The organism is Arthrobacter subterraneus, from assembly GCF_900099735.1.
Classification (GTDB): domain Bacteria; phylum Actinomycetota; class Actinomycetes; order Actinomycetales; family Micrococcaceae; genus Arthrobacter_D; species Arthrobacter_D subterraneus.
The window spans coordinates 12,211-26,726 of the sequence record NZ_FNDT01000007.1; the positions used below are offsets into that span (position 1 = coordinate 12,211).

15 protein-coding genes are annotated in these 14,516 nt (G+C 65.4%); 5 read left to right on the forward strand and 10 right to left on the reverse strand.

Annotated elements, in window-relative coordinates; all coding sequences use genetic code 11:
* The first annotated feature begins 4 nt into the window (after nucleotides 1-4).
* The 3 genes from BLS52_RS09350 to disA all read left to right on the forward strand — a co-directional run bounded on the left by BLS52_RS09350 (nucleotide 5) and on the right by disA (nucleotide 3,762).
* Nucleotides 5-1,132, forward strand: coding sequence for an FUSC family protein (locus tag BLS52_RS09350; RefSeq protein WP_090586208.1), 1,128 nt, complete (start codon nucleotides 5-7; stop codon nucleotides 1,130-1,132).
* Nucleotides 1,133-1,173: 41 nt separating this feature from the next.
* On the forward strand, nucleotides 1,174-2,550 hold the full coding sequence (radA, locus tag BLS52_RS09355; protein WP_026544809.1) for a DNA repair protein RadA: 1,377 nt from the start codon (nucleotides 1,174-1,176) through the stop codon (nucleotides 2,548-2,550).
* A 135-nt stretch (nucleotides 2,551-2,685) separates the two neighbouring features.
* Nucleotides 2,686-3,762, forward strand: a complete 1,077-nt coding sequence (gene disA / locus BLS52_RS09360; RefSeq protein ID WP_026544810.1) for a DNA integrity scanning diadenylate cyclase DisA — start codon at nucleotides 2,686-2,688, stop codon at nucleotides 3,760-3,762.
* Between the two features lie 44 nt (nucleotides 3,763-3,806).
* Here the strand turns inward: disA and BLS52_RS09365 are convergent, their stop codons facing one another.
* On the reverse strand, nucleotides 3,807-4,403 hold the full coding sequence (locus BLS52_RS09365) for a hypothetical protein (RefSeq protein ID WP_245702776.1): 597 nt from the start codon (nucleotides 4,401-4,403) through the stop codon (nucleotides 3,807-3,809).
* Between the two features lie 214 nt (nucleotides 4,404-4,617).
* On the opposite strand from BLS52_RS09365, the gene BLS52_RS09370 reads away from it, so the two are divergent.
* A complete protein-coding gene (locus tag BLS52_RS09370) occupies nucleotides 4,618-5,529 on the forward strand; it encodes an HhH-GPD family protein (protein ID WP_245702777.1) in 912 nt (303 codons plus the stop codon).
* 135 nt (nucleotides 5,530-5,664) lie between these two features.
* Nucleotides 5,665-6,147, forward strand: coding sequence for a hypothetical protein (locus tag BLS52_RS09375; protein WP_090586211.1), 483 nt, complete (start codon nucleotides 5,665-5,667; stop codon nucleotides 6,145-6,147).
* Between the two features lie 115 nt (nucleotides 6,148-6,262).
* Here BLS52_RS09375 and dhaM read toward each other — a convergent pair whose 3' ends face one another.
* From dhaM to lysS, 9 genes are all read right to left on the reverse strand, one after another.
* Nucleotides 6,263-6,991 (reverse strand): dihydroxyacetone kinase phosphoryl donor subunit DhaM, encoded by a 729-nt coding sequence (gene dhaM, locus BLS52_RS09380; protein ID WP_090586212.1) that lies wholly within the window; start codon nucleotides 6,989-6,991, stop codon nucleotides 6,263-6,265.
* Nucleotides 6,988-7,626 carry a dihydroxyacetone kinase subunit DhaL gene (gene dhaL / locus BLS52_RS09385; protein WP_090586214.1) on the reverse strand — a complete coding sequence of 213 codons (639 nt, stop codon included), beginning with the start codon at nucleotides 7,624-7,626 and terminating at the stop codon, nucleotides 6,988-6,990. Before dhaL ends, dhaM begins: the two co-directional genes overlap by 4 nt.
* Nucleotides 7,627-8,628: a dihydroxyacetone kinase subunit DhaK gene (dhaK, locus tag BLS52_RS09390; RefSeq protein WP_090586216.1), complete on the reverse strand. Its 1,002-nt coding sequence runs from the start codon at nucleotides 8,626-8,628 to the stop codon at nucleotides 7,627-7,629. It abuts the gene before it with no gap.
* A 235-nt stretch (nucleotides 8,629-8,863) separates the two neighbouring features.
* A complete protein-coding gene (locus BLS52_RS09395; RefSeq protein WP_026544816.1) occupies nucleotides 8,864-9,037 on the reverse strand; it encodes a CsbD family protein in 174 nt (57 codons plus the stop codon).
* 111 nt (nucleotides 9,038-9,148) lie between these two features.
* Nucleotides 9,149-9,658: an amino-acid N-acetyltransferase gene (locus BLS52_RS09400; RefSeq protein WP_090586217.1), complete on the reverse strand. Its 510-nt coding sequence runs from the start codon at nucleotides 9,656-9,658 to the stop codon at nucleotides 9,149-9,151.
* Between the two features lie 142 nt (nucleotides 9,659-9,800).
* Nucleotides 9,801-12,308, reverse strand: coding sequence for an ATP-dependent Clp protease ATP-binding subunit (locus tag BLS52_RS09405; RefSeq protein ID WP_090586220.1), 2,508 nt, complete (start codon nucleotides 12,306-12,308; stop codon nucleotides 9,801-9,803).
* A 118-nt stretch (nucleotides 12,309-12,426) separates the two neighbouring features.
* Nucleotides 12,427-12,750, reverse strand: a complete 324-nt coding sequence (locus BLS52_RS09410) for a histone-like nucleoid-structuring protein Lsr2 (protein ID WP_090586221.1) — start codon at nucleotides 12,748-12,750, stop codon at nucleotides 12,427-12,429.
* 96 nt (nucleotides 12,751-12,846) lie between these two features.
* The gene (locus tag BLS52_RS09415; RefSeq protein ID WP_090586224.1) at nucleotides 12,847-13,026 is read right to left on the reverse strand and encodes a hypothetical protein; all 180 of its coding nucleotides are present in this window, start codon (nucleotides 13,024-13,026) and stop codon (nucleotides 12,847-12,849) included.
* A gap of 3 nt (nucleotides 13,027-13,029) precedes the next feature.
* Complete coding sequence (gene lysS, locus BLS52_RS09420) at nucleotides 13,030-14,484, reverse strand: lysine--tRNA ligase (RefSeq protein WP_090586482.1); 1,455 nt, start codon at nucleotides 14,482-14,484, stop codon at nucleotides 13,030-13,032.
* Between the last annotated feature and the right edge of the window lie 32 nt (nucleotides 14,485-14,516).

Below are 14,516 nucleotides of genomic sequence, written 5' to 3' on the forward strand. Positions count from 1 at the left end.
GCATATGACCCGGCGTTCCCGACTGGACCGCGCACGATCGTTTATGCGCAACCGCTCCCGCGTCGGCCTGCGCCGCAGCCGTTCATCCCTTCTTCCCGCCGTGCAGATCACCGTCGGGGCCGTCGGCGCCTATGCCTTCGCGGAACAGGTCCTCGGTCATGAAGGCCCGCTCTTCGCGGCAACCTCGGCGCTGATCGCGCTCGGCTTTTCACGCGATCCCCGGCTGCGCCGCGTCCTCGAGGTGGGCATCGGCTGCACCCTGGGCATCGCCGTCGGGGACGTGCTGCTGGCGGTGCTGGGCACCGGTCTGTGGCAGGCCGCCGTCGTGCTTTTCATCTCCGTGCTGCTGGCGCGGTTCCTCGACAGCGGAACCATCTTCACCACCCAGCTGGCTCTTCAATCGCTCCTGGTTGTCCTGCTGCCCGCTCCGGATGGCGGGCCGTTCACGCGGAGTGCAGATGCCATTGTGGGCGGCGTCATTGCACTGCTGATCACCATGGCCATACCGCGCGACCCCCGCCGTGAACCAAAAGGGGACGTCCGGAAGCTGCTCGGCGAACTCTCAGGGGTGCTGCGGGAGAACTCGCAGGCGCTCACCTCGAGTGACCATACCCAGGCGTGGCACGCGCTGATCCGGGCTCGGAACTGCCAGCCGCTCATGGACGGCCTCTCCGGTTCCCTGCGCGCGGCCACGGAGGTCGCCCAGATCTCCCCCGCGTACCGGAGGCACCGGAGCGAGCTCGGCGAACTTCGCGGAGCCATCGGCTTCATCGACCTGGCCATCCGCAACAGCCGGGTCTTCTCACGCCGGCTGACCTCGGTGATCAACCATGCGGCGCTCTCGGACGAGGCGGTGCAGTCACTCGCGCAGGTCATCGAGGACACCGCCGACGCTGTGGACGTACTCGCTCTCGCGCTCCACTCCGTCTCGACCGCCGAGCGCGACCAGCACCTCCGCAGGGCGCGCGAGGATTTGGCCGCTGTTGCCACCACCCTGCATCCGGCACGGCTCAATGTGCAGCGACTGGAGGGCGAGGGCCTGGTCATCCTCTACCGGCCCCTCGTCGTCGACCTCCTTCAGGCCACAGGCCTGTCCCATGACGACGCCGCGGGATACCTGCCGAAGCTGTGAGCCTCAGCGGGACTGTCGGATGCACCCGGTACGTTTGAGGCATGGCTACCAAGACCGCGCGCTCGCGCACGCAATCCCCCGCCTACCGCTGCGGTGAATGCGGCTGGACCACCGCCAAGTGGGTGGGCAGGTGCGGTGAGTGCCAGGCCTGGGGAACGGTCGAGGAAACCGCTGCGGCCGGGGTGGCGAGGACGACGGCGGCCACCACGGTTGCGCGGCCGGCCCTCCGCATCGCTGATGTTGACGCCACCACGGCCTCCTACCAGCCCACCGAGGTGGGCGAGCTTGATCGGGTCCTCGGGGGCGGGCTGGTGCCCGGTGCTGTCATCCTGGTGGCAGGAGAGCCCGGGGTCGGCAAATCCACGCTGCTGCTCGATGTCGCTGCACGCGTTGCCCGGCTGGGACGCACCGTTCTGTATGTCACGGGTGAGGAATCCTCGGCGCAGGTGAAGCTGCGCGCGGAGCGTATCGGCGCGCTGGCGGACACCCTGTATCTCACGGCGGAATCGGACCTGAGCCAGGCTCTTGGGCAGGTTGAGAAGGTGGACCCTGCACTGCTCATCGTGGATTCGGTGCAGACCCTGAGCAGTCCGGACGTAGACGGAAGCGCCGGCGGTGTCACGCAGGTGAAGGAGGTGGCGGCGTCGCTGATCAATGCCGCCAAGACCCGCGGGATGACAACACTGCTGGTGGGCCACGTCACCAAGGACGGGTCCATTGCCGGTCCGCGCCTGCTGGAGCACCTCGTGGACGTGGTCTGCCAGTTCGAGGGTGAAAGGCACTCGCGCCTCCGCCTGATGCGCGCTGTCAAGAACCGGTACGGGCCTACGGACGAGGTGGGCTGCTTCGACCTCACGGATACCGGCATCGAGGGCCTCGCCGACCCCAGTGGACTGTTTGTCTCTCGCACCAAGGAACCGGTGTCGGGCACGTGCATCACAGTGACCCTTGAGGGCCGGCGGCCGCTGCTGGCGGAGGTGCAGGCACTCCTCGCCGAATCGGCGAACGCCCAGCCGCGCCGCGCCACCAGCGGCCTGGACGGATCGAGGGTGTCCATGCTCCTCGCGGTACTGCAGCAGCGCGCATCGCTGCAGCTGCACAAGGATGACAGCTATGTAGCCACGGTTGGCGGGGTGAAGCTGAGTGAACCGGCCACGGATCTCTCGGTTGCGCTCGCTATCGCGTCGGCCAAGACCAACCAGGCGCTCCCGTCCCGGATGATCGCCTTCGGGGAAGTCGGGCTCGCCGGTGAGGTCCGCCCGGTGCCGGGCATCTCGCGGCGCATCCAGGAGGCCGAGCGTCTCGGCTTCACGCACGCCGTCGTGCCGGAATCACCCAACGGACCCGGACGGATCCCGGCGGGTTTCACCGTCAAACAGGTCAGCACCCTTACGGAGGCCCTGGAACTGCTCTTCTGAGACCTCCGGAAGCACCCGGTAACCCGAACGTTACGCATTTGAGCAGGAACCGGACGGCCAGCCGCGAGCCTGCTCCCATAGGATTGGGTACTGCCGGGCGATGCATTCGCGTGCCCAGCGGGAAGAGGGAGTGAGATGGTACGCAGTCCGGAGGATGCTCTGAAGGCAACCCTGGCGCGGGTTGCGCCGGGTACGCAGCTGCGGGACGGCCTGGAACGGATCCTGCGCGGGCGCACCGGTGCACTGATTGTCCTGGGATTCGACCGCACGGTCGATTCGATCTGCTCGGGCGGCTTTGACATCGGAATCGACTTTTCTCCCACCCGCCTCCGTGAACTCGCGAAGATGGACGGCGCAATCGTCTGTGACCGCGACGCAAGCAACATCCTGCGCGCCGGTGTCCAGCTGGTGCCGGACCACCGCATTGAGACGCAGGAGTCCGGGACGCGGCACCGGACCGCCGAGCGCGTGGCCATCCAGACCAGTTTCCCGGTGATCTCCGTGAGCCAGTCCATGCAGATCATCGCGCTCTACGTCGACGGCCTCCGCCACGTCCTTGAGGGTTCGGAGCCCGTGCTGGCGCGCGCCAACCAGGCACTCGCCACCCTGGAGCGCTACCGCGCCAGGCTTGACCAGGTCACCGGTTCGCTCTCGGCCCTGGAAATCGAAGCCATGGTGACGGTCCGCGACGTCGCAGTAACGCTGCAGCGCCAGGAGATGGTCCGGCGCATCTCCGAGGAAATCTCGCAGTACGTCCTTGAGCTCGGCATCGACGGGCGCCTCCTCTCCCTGCAGGTGGAGGAACTCACCACCGGTCTGGGCCCAGGCAGTGAAATGGTCCTCCGCGACTACTCGGGCCTGGGCGGAAGCACCACCCCGGTCGAGGAGCAGCTGGCCCGGCTCCAGGGGTTCAGCTCCACTGACCTGATTGACCTCGGAACCATCGCCAGCGTGCTCGGGTTCAACCCGTCCTCGGATTCGCTCGACGCCGTGGTCCAGCCCAAGGGTTTCCGGCTGCTCTCGGGGATCAAGGCGGTGCCGCCCACCGTGGCCAACCGGCTGGTGGACCACTTCGACGGACTGCAGAACCTCATGGCGGCCAACATCGACGATCTCATGGCGGTGGACGGTATCGGTGAGCAGCGGGCGCGGACCGTCCGCGAGGGCCTCTCACGCATTGCGGAGACCAGCCTCCTCGACCGCTTCATGTAGGTCCGGGCCCGCAACTTCCCCACGCCCGCGCTTGCCGGGGGCGATTACTGGAGCGTGAAGGGAACCTCGTCGCTGATGCGCTCTCCGAGACGGGTCTTGAAAACGTAGCCGCCGGGACCGGGCACAACGTCAACAGGAGCGCACTCGGGCGCGCTTCGGTTCCGCTGCCACTGAAAGCGCGCCGTTTCGGATCCGCCCGGTTCAATGATCACCTCGAGGTCTTCAGCGCCCTCCTGGCAATCCCTGGAGGAGAAGATCCGGTCCTCACCACTGGTAATCAGGAACTCCATCTGGGATGTCCCGACGTTCACGGGACAGGGAATCTCGCCCGTATTGCGCACCGTCAGGGAGAGGACCGGTAACTGGTCAGCGGCGTAGGTCTCAGCATCCGTGCTGCCCGTGACCTTGATCGATGCCGGGTTGCACACCGGCTCGGTGGACGTCGGCTTCGGCGTGGGGCTCGGTGTCGGCTCCGGCGAGGCAGTTTCACCCGGAGCGGAGGATGCGGCCGGGTGGGGAGAAACGCTGGGTGAACCGGCGGCTGCCGGGGGTTGTGCGGGATCGCCACGGAACATGCCCGCAATAGCGATCCCGGCCCACACGAGGCCGCCGATCAGCAGGAGCGCAAGCACTGCTGCCACCTGGCGCCGCCGTTTATACACCCTTGGGCTCGGTTTCCGCCGGGGATTAACCACCCGGCTGCTGCCTGTACCTCCTGCCGAGCTCATGGTTCAAGGCTAAGAGACAGCGGCGCGGCAGGCGGCCGCACCACGCCGCGGGGACCGCACTTCGCGGAGGCTTCGATAGGGTGGATTCTGCTGATTCGACCATCTGGAGCTCACCCTGAACACCGCCGTGCTGCACGCCCGCCTGAGCGACTGGTTCGACGACGCCGCCCGCGACCTTCCGTGGCGGCTCCCCTCGCGGACGCCCTGGGGTGTCCTGGTGAGCGAGTTCATGCTTCAGCAGACCCCGGTGAGCCGCGTCCTGCCGGTGTGGGAGGACTGGATGTCCCGCTGGCCGACACCGGCAGACCTGGCCGCGGAGCCCGCCGGTGAGGCTCTGCGGCATTGGGGCCGCCTGGGCTACCCGCGGCGGGCGGTGCGCCTGCACGCGGCGGCGACCGCCGTCGTCGTCCGTCATGGGGGGCAGGTACCAGGTTCGCATGATGAGCTTCTCGCCCTGCCCGGCGTCGGCACCTACACCGCGGCAGCTGTCGCTGCCTTTGCCTTCGGCCGCCGCGAGACGGTGGTCGACACGAATATCCGGCGGGTACACGCTCGCCTGGTGGACGGAGCGGCGCTGCCGGCACCATCCCTCACGGCGGCAGAAATGAATCGGGCAGCCACGCTGCTGCCCGACGACGCCGGTTCTTCCGTGCGATGGAACGCCGCGGTCATGGAGCTGGGCGCGTTGGTGTGCACTGCCCGGACACCCGCCTGTGAGCAGTGCCCGGTGCTCGACCTGTGCGCGTGGGTGGCGGCGGGGAGGCCCGCTCCCACGTACGTGCCCAGAGGTCAGTCCTGGGCGGGCACCGACCGCCAGGTCCGCGGCGCGATCATGCATGTCCTGCGGCACGCTGATGCCCCCGTGCCGCGGCCGTTGATCCACGACCGCCCGGTCGACCTTGCCTTCGGGGCGCCCGCGGCGCTCGAGAAACTCCACGCACTGAATGCTCCACCGGAGCAACTGGAGCGCGCACTGGCGGGCCTCCTCACTGACGGCCTGGCCGAGGAGACGCCGAACGGCGTCCAGCTGCCCGCCTGATTTCTCCGGAAGTGTTGCGCACCTTCGGCGGCCTCGCCCCGCCAGAAGCAACGCGAACTGCCCGAAAGTTCTGGGAAATCCAATCGGTATCGAACCGTTCCCGGCGGCCGGCCGGAAGGCGTCTATCCTGCTTTCATGGGACGCTTCCGGGCAGCTCCGGTTTCCACCGCCGTCGTGCTGTGTACAGCGTGCGCAGGCGGCGCAGCAGAGCCGCTGGCCTGCACGGAAATCGGTGCCGAACCCGGCGTGTCGATCACCATTTCCGAGACCATGACCGCCGCAATGGAAGATCCTGTGCTTGAGGTGTGCGCCGCTGAATGCCGCACCTATCCGGTCGACCTTTTCCCGGGGACTGAAGCGGTGGACCTGGGATGTGACTCCACCGAACCCGAAGGAAGCTGCTCAGCGAGCATGCGCCCGGACGGCACGCTGGTGGGCTTTGTTCGCGTTGATGAGCTGACCGCCGGCGAGGTTGGCGTGACACTGATCTCGGGCGATCAGCATTACCGCAGCACTGGCACACCGCAGCTGGTCTACCCCAATGGGCGGAACTGCCCGGGCGAGGCCCTACAGCTGTCTGTAACCCTCGACGACGGACGCCTGGCCATCCGATCCTGAATCTTTTGCGCGCATATGGCGGCTTCGAGGCGGCGGAAGTCACCATAGGTGCGCAAAATTTCCGCTGGGGTGGGGTGGGACGGGATGGGATCGCCGAGGGTGTGGGCGGGGTGCGCTACAGCTCGCCGAACCCTGCCTTCACTTCACCGCCGATGTATTCGATGGCCTCCCGCGCCTGAGGGCCGGTTGCTTCCGCCCGCAGTTCCTGCCCCTCCCCGAGGGCCAGCGACATCAGTAGCATCACGGATTTACCGTCGACGCCGTTGATGCTGACCTCTGCGTCCAGGTCGGTCAGGGCCCTGGCGATGACCGCGGCGGGGCGTGCGTGCAGGCCCATCTTGTTCGGCAGGGTCCATGCGCCCGTCACGGGAGTTCCAGCCCGCTCCTCTACCGGTTCCACCGGCCCGGGAACCGCGGCCCCGTGCGAGACGAACGGCTCAAGAGATTCCGGGTCGATGGAGACGATGGCCCGTTCAGCGGCAGCAGCGACCTCGTCCACCGTGCCGCCCGACTCAGCCTGCACAGCGGCGGCGACTGCTCCCTCGACCAGCGCGGCCTGCGGCAACCGGATCCGTGAGCGGGTGTCGGGGGAGAGGAATTCGAGCGTCATCTCGGCGGTCATCACCGCCGAGCCGAGGTCGGTGAGGACTACTACGCCGTCGCCCTCCTCGGCTTCCTCGAGGCCTGACTGGACCTTTTCAAGGCTCGTTCCGATGCGGGAGGGGGAATCATTGGTTCCACCGGCAGCGGCGATCCGGACGTTCGGGGCCATCTGCGCGGCAAGCTCCACCACTCCCTCGGCGATCTTGCTGCTGTGGGAGACGATCACCAGGCCAACGGTCACAGCTGCTGCCCCGCGGTGTCAGCCGCCGCCTGCAGGATCAGTGCCGAGGACTGCGCGCCCGGATCGCGGTGACCGGCGCTGCGCTCGCCAAGGTAGCTGGCCCGGCCCTTCCGGGCGATGAGCGGCTCCGTTGCCGTGGCACCTGCCTGCGCGGCGTTTGCTGCAGCGTTGAGCACCTCGGGGCTGGTTGCGCCGGCGGATTGTGCGGTTTCGGCCGCCTCGACGGCGGGAGTCCAGGCGTCGACCATGGTCTTGTCTCCCGGCTCCGCCTTGCCGCGGGCCACCACACCATCGCGTGCTGCGGTCAGGAAAGCAACGACGGCGGCTGGATCCAGCTCGGCTGCGTCACCGAGCGCTGTGGCTCCACGAAGGAACGCGGTGCCGTACAACGGACCGGCAGCGCCCCCGACGGTGGACATCAGGGTCATGGCCGTCAGTTTGAATACTGCCGCCGGATTCTCCTGGGAACCGCCGTCGAGCTTCCCCACCACCGCCGCAAACCCGCGCTGCATGTTCTCGCCGTGGTCGGCGTCGCCGATTGCCCGGTCCAACTCCATCAGGGCGGTGCGGTTCTCGGTGAGGACCCGCGAACATTCCCGGATCCAGGCTTCAGCCCACTGTGCAGTCAACACCATTTACACTCCCCATCGCAGGGCCGGCGTCCACACCGGCGTGTCCCAAAGTTCCACCATTTCATCGTCAAGCTTCAGCACCGAAATCGAGGCTCCCTGCATCTCCAGCGCCGTGATGTAGTTGCCGACGAGGGAACGCTCCACGGACACACCCTGCTCAGCGAGGACCTGACGGGCACGCCGGTACACGATGTACAGCTCACTGGCCGGAGTGCCGCCCATTCCGTTGACGAACAGGAGCACCCGGTCACCGTTGGACGCCTTGAGGTCTCCGAGGATCGGCTCAAGGAGCCTGTCGGTGATTCCGTCGGCGTTCTCCATCGCGATGCGATGCCTGCCCGGTTCGCCGTGGATGCCGATGCCGATCTCGATCTCCTGCTCGGTCAGCTCAAAACTGGGAACACCTGCGTGCGGAACCGTGCAGGCGGACAGCGCGACACCCATGGAGCGGACGTTGTCATTGACGCGCTGGGCGATAGCCGCCACCGCATCCAGCGAGTCCCCGCGCTCGGCGGCGGCACCGGCGATCCGCTCGACGAGCACCGTTCCGCCGACGCCGCGCCGGCCGGCCGTGTACAGAGAATCCTCCACCGCGACGTCGTCATTGATCAGGACAGACCGCACCTCGACGCCTTCCGCCTGCGCCATCTCCGCCGCGGTCTCGAAGTTGAGCACGTCCCCCGTGTAGTTCTTGACGATGTGGAGCACTCCGGCGCCGCCGTCGACCGCCAGCGTGGCGGGAATGATCTGATCCGGAGTGGGGGAGGTGAACACCGCCCCGGGCACGGCAGCATCAAGCATCCCCCGGCCCACAAAGCCGGCGTGCAGAGGTTCATGGCCGCTGCCGCCCCCCGACACCAGACCCACCTTGCCCTGGACCGGGGCGTCCTTGCGGGTGATGAACAGCGGATCGGGATGCACCTCCACGAGGTCCGCGTGTGCCGCTCCGAATCCCTCGACGGATTCAGTCACTACTGACTGGGGGTCGTTGATCAGCTTCTTCATGCGAGTCTCCTAGACGGTGATCGACCGGTAGATAACCGGTTCGCCATTGATCGGTCCGCTGTGTGTCCCGGTACAGGGACAAGCCTTACCCGGCGGGCTGCAGGGGTACTTGAACAGTACCCGCGGCGCCCACCGTTGCCCAGACCTTTCAGAAGAGCGCCGGAAACAGGTGTGGGAAGAACCCCGAGAGGTTCTTCCCACACTTGGTGGCCCTGGCCACTGGGCGTTGTGCCGGCTACTTCTTGAACGCGTCCTTGATGTTCTCACCGGCATCTTTGAGATTGGCTTTGCTCTGGTCTTTCTGACCCTCGGCTTCCATCTCCCTGTCGCCGGTGGCCTTGCCCAGGCCTTCCTGGACCTTGCCGCCCAGCTTCTCGGCCTTGTTCTGAGCTTTCTCGTCTGCACCCATGGCGTTCCGCCTTTCGTCGACGTTCCGTCCCCCGGTCGGGAGGACTCACCCGGCATCGAAATACCAAGCATCCTTAGCTTATCGGGGCGGGGCCTGCCTGGCTAGATTCGTTCAGAGGTCCCGGATCATCCTGGTGTTGCCGAGGGTGTTCGGTTTGACCCGCGCAAGGTCAAGGAACTCGGCTACGCCCTCGTCATGGGAACGCAGGAGCTCCGAATACACCACGGGATCCACCGCCGACTGGTCCTCCATCACCCGGAACCCGTGACGCCGGAAAAACGCCTCCTCGAAGGTCAGGCAGAACACCCGCCGCACGCCTACCACACGTGCTTCCTCAAGCAGCGCGTTCACGACGGCGCTGCCCACTCCCCTGCCTCGTGCTTCCGCAGCGGTGGCCAGCGTACGGATCTCGGCGAGGTCCTCCCACATGACGTGGAGGGCTCCGCAGCCGAGGACACCGCCGTCGTTGTCTTCGGCGATCTTGAACTCCTGGAGGCCCTCGTAATAGGCGACCGTTTCCTTGGCGATGAGAATGCGCTGATCCGCAAGCGGCGCAACCAGCTGCTTGATCACCGGCACGTCGGCGGTGGTTGCGCGGCGGATTCGAAAGGACTGGTTCATCCGATCAAGTCTAGGGACTCCGGAGCCGCGCCGCGTGCCAGCCCGTCCACCCTGCGGGGACACACCGGAACAGGCGCTCAAACGACACGATGCCCGCACCGGCGATCCGATACGGGCATCCTGTCTTGTAGGTGCGGAAACCTTATTCGGGAACCGTTGCCTCGATGGCCGGGGGCGTGTCCTCGATCGCCTTCGGAGCACCGTGCCCAACGAAGGTGAACTGGGCTTCATCACCCTCGCCCTCAACGTCCACCGATACGGTCTCGCCGGACTTGAGGTCTCCGAACAGGATCTTCTCGGACAGCTGGTCCTCGATCTCGCGCTGGATGGTGCGGCGCAGCGGCCGAGCACCCATCGCGGGGTCATAACCGCGGGTGGCCAGCAGCACCTTGGCCGCGGGGGTGAGCTCGATGCTCATCCCCTTGTCTGCCATGCGCTTGCCCAGACGGTCAAGGAACAGATCGACGATCTGGACAATCTCTTCCTGCGTCAGCTGCGGGAACACCACGGTGTCGTCAACGCGGTTCAGGAACTCCGGACGGAAGTGCTGCTTGAGCTCTTCCGTGACCTTCGCCTTGATGCGGGTGTAGCTCGTGTTGGTGTCAGTCCCGGACTGGAAGCCGGTCATGACGCCCTTGGAGATGTCCCGGGTACCGAGGTTGGTGGTCATGATGATGACGGTGTTCTTGAAGTCCACCACGCGGCCCTGGCTGTCCGTCAGACGCCCGTCTTCCAGGATCTGCAGGAGCGAGTTGAAGAGATCGGCGTGGGCCTTCTCCACCTCGTCGAACAGAACCACTGAGAACGGCCGACGGCGGACCTTCTCGGTGAGCTGGCCGCCCTCCTCATAACCGACGTAGCCGGGAGGAGCACCGAAGAGCCGGGAGACGGTGTGCTTCTCCGAGTACTCCGACATGTCCAGCGTGATCAGCGCATCCTCATCACCGAAGAGGAACTCGGCAAGCGCCTTGGCGAGCTCCGTCTTGCCGACGCCGGTGGGGCCGGCGAAGATGAACGATCCGCCCGGACGCTTTGGATCCTTGAGGCCGGCGCGCGTACGGCGGATGGCCTGGGAGATGGCCTTGATGGCATCATCCTGCCCAATGACCCGCTTGTGCAGCTCATCTTCCATCTTCAGCAGGCGCGAGGACTCCTCCTCGGTGAGCTTGAAGACGGGGATGCCGGTGGAGTTCGCCAGCACCTCGGCGATCAGCTCCTCGTCAACCTCGGCGATGTCATCGAGACCGCCGGACTTCCAGCGGCGCTCCTTGTCCACGCGTTCATCGTGGAGCTTCTGTTCACGGTCGCGCAGGCGGGCCGCACCCTCGAAGTCCTGTGCGTCGATGGCGGATTCCTTTTCCCGCTTCACGGAGGCGATGCGCTCATCGATTTCCTTGAGCTCCGGCGGAGCTGTCATCCGGCGAATGCGCAGGCGCGCGCCGGCTTCATCGATGAGGTCGATTGCCTTGTCCGGCAGGAACCGGTCCGAGATGTAACGCTCGGCCAGGTTGGCAGCTGAAGCCAGAGCGGCATCCGTGATGGACACCCGGTGGTGCGCCTCGTAGCGGTCGCGCAGGCCCTTCAGGATCTCGATGGCATGCGCAACCGACGGTTCCTGCACCTGGATGGGCTGGAACCGGCGCTCAAGGGCGGCATCCTTCTCAATGTGCTTGCGGTACTCATCCAGCGTGGTTGCACCGATGGTCTGCAGCTCTCCACGCGCGAGCATGGGCTTCAGGATGGATGCGGCGTCAATGGCACCTTCAGCCGCACCCGCACCCACGAGGGTGTGGATCTCATCGATGAACAGGATGATGTCACCGCGGGTCCGGATTTCCTTCAGGACTTTCTTCAGGCGTTCCTCGAAGTCACCGCGGTAGCGCGAACCTGCCACCAGCGACCCGAGGTCAAGGGTGTACAGCTGCTTGTCGCGGATGGTCTCCGGGACGTCACCGCGCACGATGGCCTGTGCAAGCCCCTCGACGACGGCGGTCTTGCCGACGCCGGGCTCGCCGATGAGTACCGGGTTGTTCTTGGTGCGGCGGGAGAGCACCTGCATGACGCGCTCCATCTCAAGCTCGCGCCCGATCACGGGGTCAAGCTTGCCCTCACGGGCTGCCTGGGTGAGATTGCGCCCGAACTGGTCGAGAACCACCGAACCGGCGGGTGTGCCCTCCTGCTGCTGGCCGCCGGACGCCACGGGCTCCTTGCCCTGGTAGCCGGAGAGCAGCTGGATGACCTGCTGGCGGACGCGGTTGAGGTCAGCGCCAAGCTTGACCAGGACCTGCGCTGCAACACCCTCACCCTCACGGATGAGACCGAGCAGGATGTGCTCGGTGCCGATGTAGTTGTGGCCGAGCTGGAGCGCCTCACGCAGGGAGAGCTCAAGCACCTTCTTGGCACGGGGAGTGAAGGGAATGTGACCGGAGGGAGCCTGCTGGCCCTGCCCGATGATCTCCTGCACCTGCTCGCGCACAGCGCCCAGGGAAATACTCAGGGATTCGAGCGCCTTTGCGGCGACACCCTCACCTTCATGGATTAGCCCAAGCAGAATGTGCTCGGTGCCGATGTAATTGTGGTTGAGCATGCGGGCCTCTTCCTGGGCCAGCACTACAACTCGACGGGCACGATCCGTAAATCTCTCAAACATGAGGCACACTCCTAGCTAACGCGTAATTCGATGCTACGTGCCTGCGCATGGCTTGGGGAGCGTGTTCGCCACAGGCGAGATGCCGAAAAAGTCTGTACGTTCCCGGGCGGGAGGCCGCTTACCGCTGAGCGGCCCGGTACGCCTCAATAATTTCCGAATTCACACGGCCCCGGGAAGAGACGTTGTAGCCGTTTGCCTTCGCCCATTCGCGGATTTGCGCCGCCTCCTGATTACGGGCGGCGGGTGCGCTGGGACGCTGCTTCGGCTGGCTTTCGCGCCTCCCCGCGGCAACATACTGGGCCAGGGCGCTCCGCAGCTCGTCGGCGTGCGCTGAGGAAAGGTCAATTTCATACTGCGTCCCGTCGAGACCGAACCGGACGGTTTCATCCGCCTCGCCGCCGTCGAGGTCATCAATAAGAATGATTTTGACTTTCTGCGCCATGATAATTCTCCTCAATCGGCCCGGGCCCGCTATTCAGGAGTAATTATCGTCCGCAATAAACCCCTACGTCAAAGCGCGGAATTTTCCCTGAAGGATTCACTGCTTCTCTGACTCATCACCCGGGGAGGACTCGGGTTTAAATGCATTCTCCCTGGCGTTTCGCTGCGCTGATTCGGCTTCGCGCTCCGCTCTATCGGCATTGAAGATCGCCTTCATGACGAAGTAGAAGATGACCCCCATCGCGATGGACGGCAACAGAACGGTCAAATACTCCATGAATTAACCAAGCTCCGGCTTCAGCAGCGGGAATAGGATGGTTTCCCGGATACCCGCGGCAGTAAAAAGCATGACGAGGCGGTCAATGCCCAATCCGATACCGCCCATCGGCGGGGCTCCATATTCGAGGGCGCGGAGGAAGTCCTCGTCTAGCTGCATGGCTTCCTCGTCACCTGCGGCGGCGCGCCTTGACTGTTCCGTGAGCCGCTCCCGCTGGATCACCGGGTCGATGAGCTCGGAAAAGGCGGTCCCCCGTTCCATTCCACCGATGATGAGGTCCCAGGCTTCGATCAGCCTCGGCTTGTTCCGGTGGGGACGGGCCAGTGGTTGCGCCGAGGGGGGATAGTCGTAGACGAATGTCGGCTGCACCAGTGTCGGTTCGACAATTTCACTGAACAACTCAAGGACAAGCTTTTCCTCATCCCATGCCGGGTCCACGGAAACTTCCCGCTCCGCCGCCACAGCGAGCAACGATTCCCTGCTGGTTTCTGGGGTGATTTCGCGGCCGACCGCCTCGGAGAGTCCCGGATAAACACCCAGCCAGCGCCAATCACCGTCAAGATTAATGGTTCCGGCTTCAGTTTCAATCTGGCGCGATCCCAGCAGGTCAGCGCAATTGAGGACGATCTCCTTCATTCGATCAGCCATCACGAACTGGTCGGCATATGCCTCGTAACACTCGAGCATGGTGAATTCCGGGCTGTGGGTCGAATCGACTCCCTCATTGCGGAAAATACGTCCAATTTCGTAAACCCGGTCGATTCCGCCCACAACTGCCCGCTTGAGATAGAGCTCAAGGGCAATGCGCAGGGTCATTTTCTGGTCGAACGCATTCACGTGGGTCTCGAACGGCCTCGCGGCCGCGCCGCCGTGCACCAGCTGCAGGATGGGAGTCTCGACCTCGATGTAGTCCCGCGCGTGCAGTGTTTCTCGGATACTGCGCGTAATCATGGCCCGGGTGCGGACCATCTGCCGCGCTTCCTCACGCACCAGGAGATCCACATAGCGCTGCCGCACGCGGGTCTCCTCGTTTACACCGGCGTGCAGCGTGGGGAGCGGACGCAGCGCCTTCGACGCCATTTTCCAGCCTGACGCCATGACGGAAAGTTCACCGCGCCGCGAACTGATGACCTCCCCGGCCACCTGCACATGGTCGCCGAGGTCGACGACGGCCTTCCAGTCAGCCAGCGGCTCCTCGCCGACCGCTGCGAGGCTCAGCATTGCCTGCAGACGGGTGCCGTCGCCTTCCTGCAGGGTGGCGAAGCAAAGCTTTCCGGTATTCCGGAGGAAGACGACGCGGCCAACCACGCTGACGTCCTCGCCCGTGGACTCTCCGGCCTCGAGCTGGCTGAAGCGCTTGCGGATCTCAGCCAGCGACGACGTGCGCTCCGGCTTGACCGGATACGGCTCGTCACCGCGCTCCAGCATGCGTGAACGCTTTTCCATGCGGATGCGCATCTGCTCGTTGAATTCTTCGGTGGTGAGGATCG

Bases quoted from the DNA above. Each gene is read 5' to 3' on its own strand.
- BLS52_RS09350 (WP_090586208.1), top strand. From the start codon at position 5: ATGACCCGGCGTTCCCGACTGGACCGCGCACGATCGTTTATGCGCAAC.
- radA (WP_026544809.1), top strand. From the start codon at position 1,174: ATGGCTACCAAGACCGCGCGCTCGCGCACGCAATCCCCCGCCTACCGC.
- disA (WP_026544810.1), top strand. From the start codon at position 2,686: ATGGTACGCAGTCCGGAGGATGCTCTGAAGGCAACCCTGGCGCGGGTT.
- BLS52_RS09375 (WP_090586211.1), top strand. From the start codon at position 5,665: ATGGGACGCTTCCGGGCAGCTCCGGTTTCCACCGCCGTCGTGCTGTGT.
- dhaL (WP_090586214.1), bottom strand. From the start codon at position 7,626: ATGGTGTTGACTGCACAGTGGGCTGAAGCCTGGATCCGGGAATGTTCG.
- dhaK (WP_090586216.1), bottom strand. From the start codon at position 8,628: ATGAAGAAGCTGATCAACGACCCCCAGTCAGTAGTGACTGAATCCGTC.
- BLS52_RS09395 (WP_026544816.1), bottom strand. From the start codon at position 9,037: ATGGGTGCAGACGAGAAAGCTCAGAACAAGGCCGAGAAGCTGGGCGGC.
- BLS52_RS09400 (WP_090586217.1), bottom strand. From the start codon at position 9,658: ATGAACCAGTCCTTTCGAATCCGCCGCGCAACCACCGCCGACGTGCCG.
- BLS52_RS09405 (WP_090586220.1), bottom strand. From the start codon at position 12,308: ATGTTTGAGAGATTTACGGATCGTGCCCGTCGAGTTGTAGTGCTGGCC.
- BLS52_RS09410 (WP_090586221.1), bottom strand. From the start codon at position 12,750: ATGGCGCAGAAAGTCAAAATCATTCTTATTGATGACCTCGACGGCGGC.
- BLS52_RS09415 (WP_090586224.1), bottom strand. From the start codon at position 13,026: ATGGAGTATTTGACCGTTCTGTTGCCGTCCATCGCGATGGGGGTCATC.
- lysS (WP_090586482.1), bottom strand. From the start codon at position 14,484: ATGCGCATCCGCATGGAAAAGCGTTCACGCATGCTGGAGCGCGGTGAC.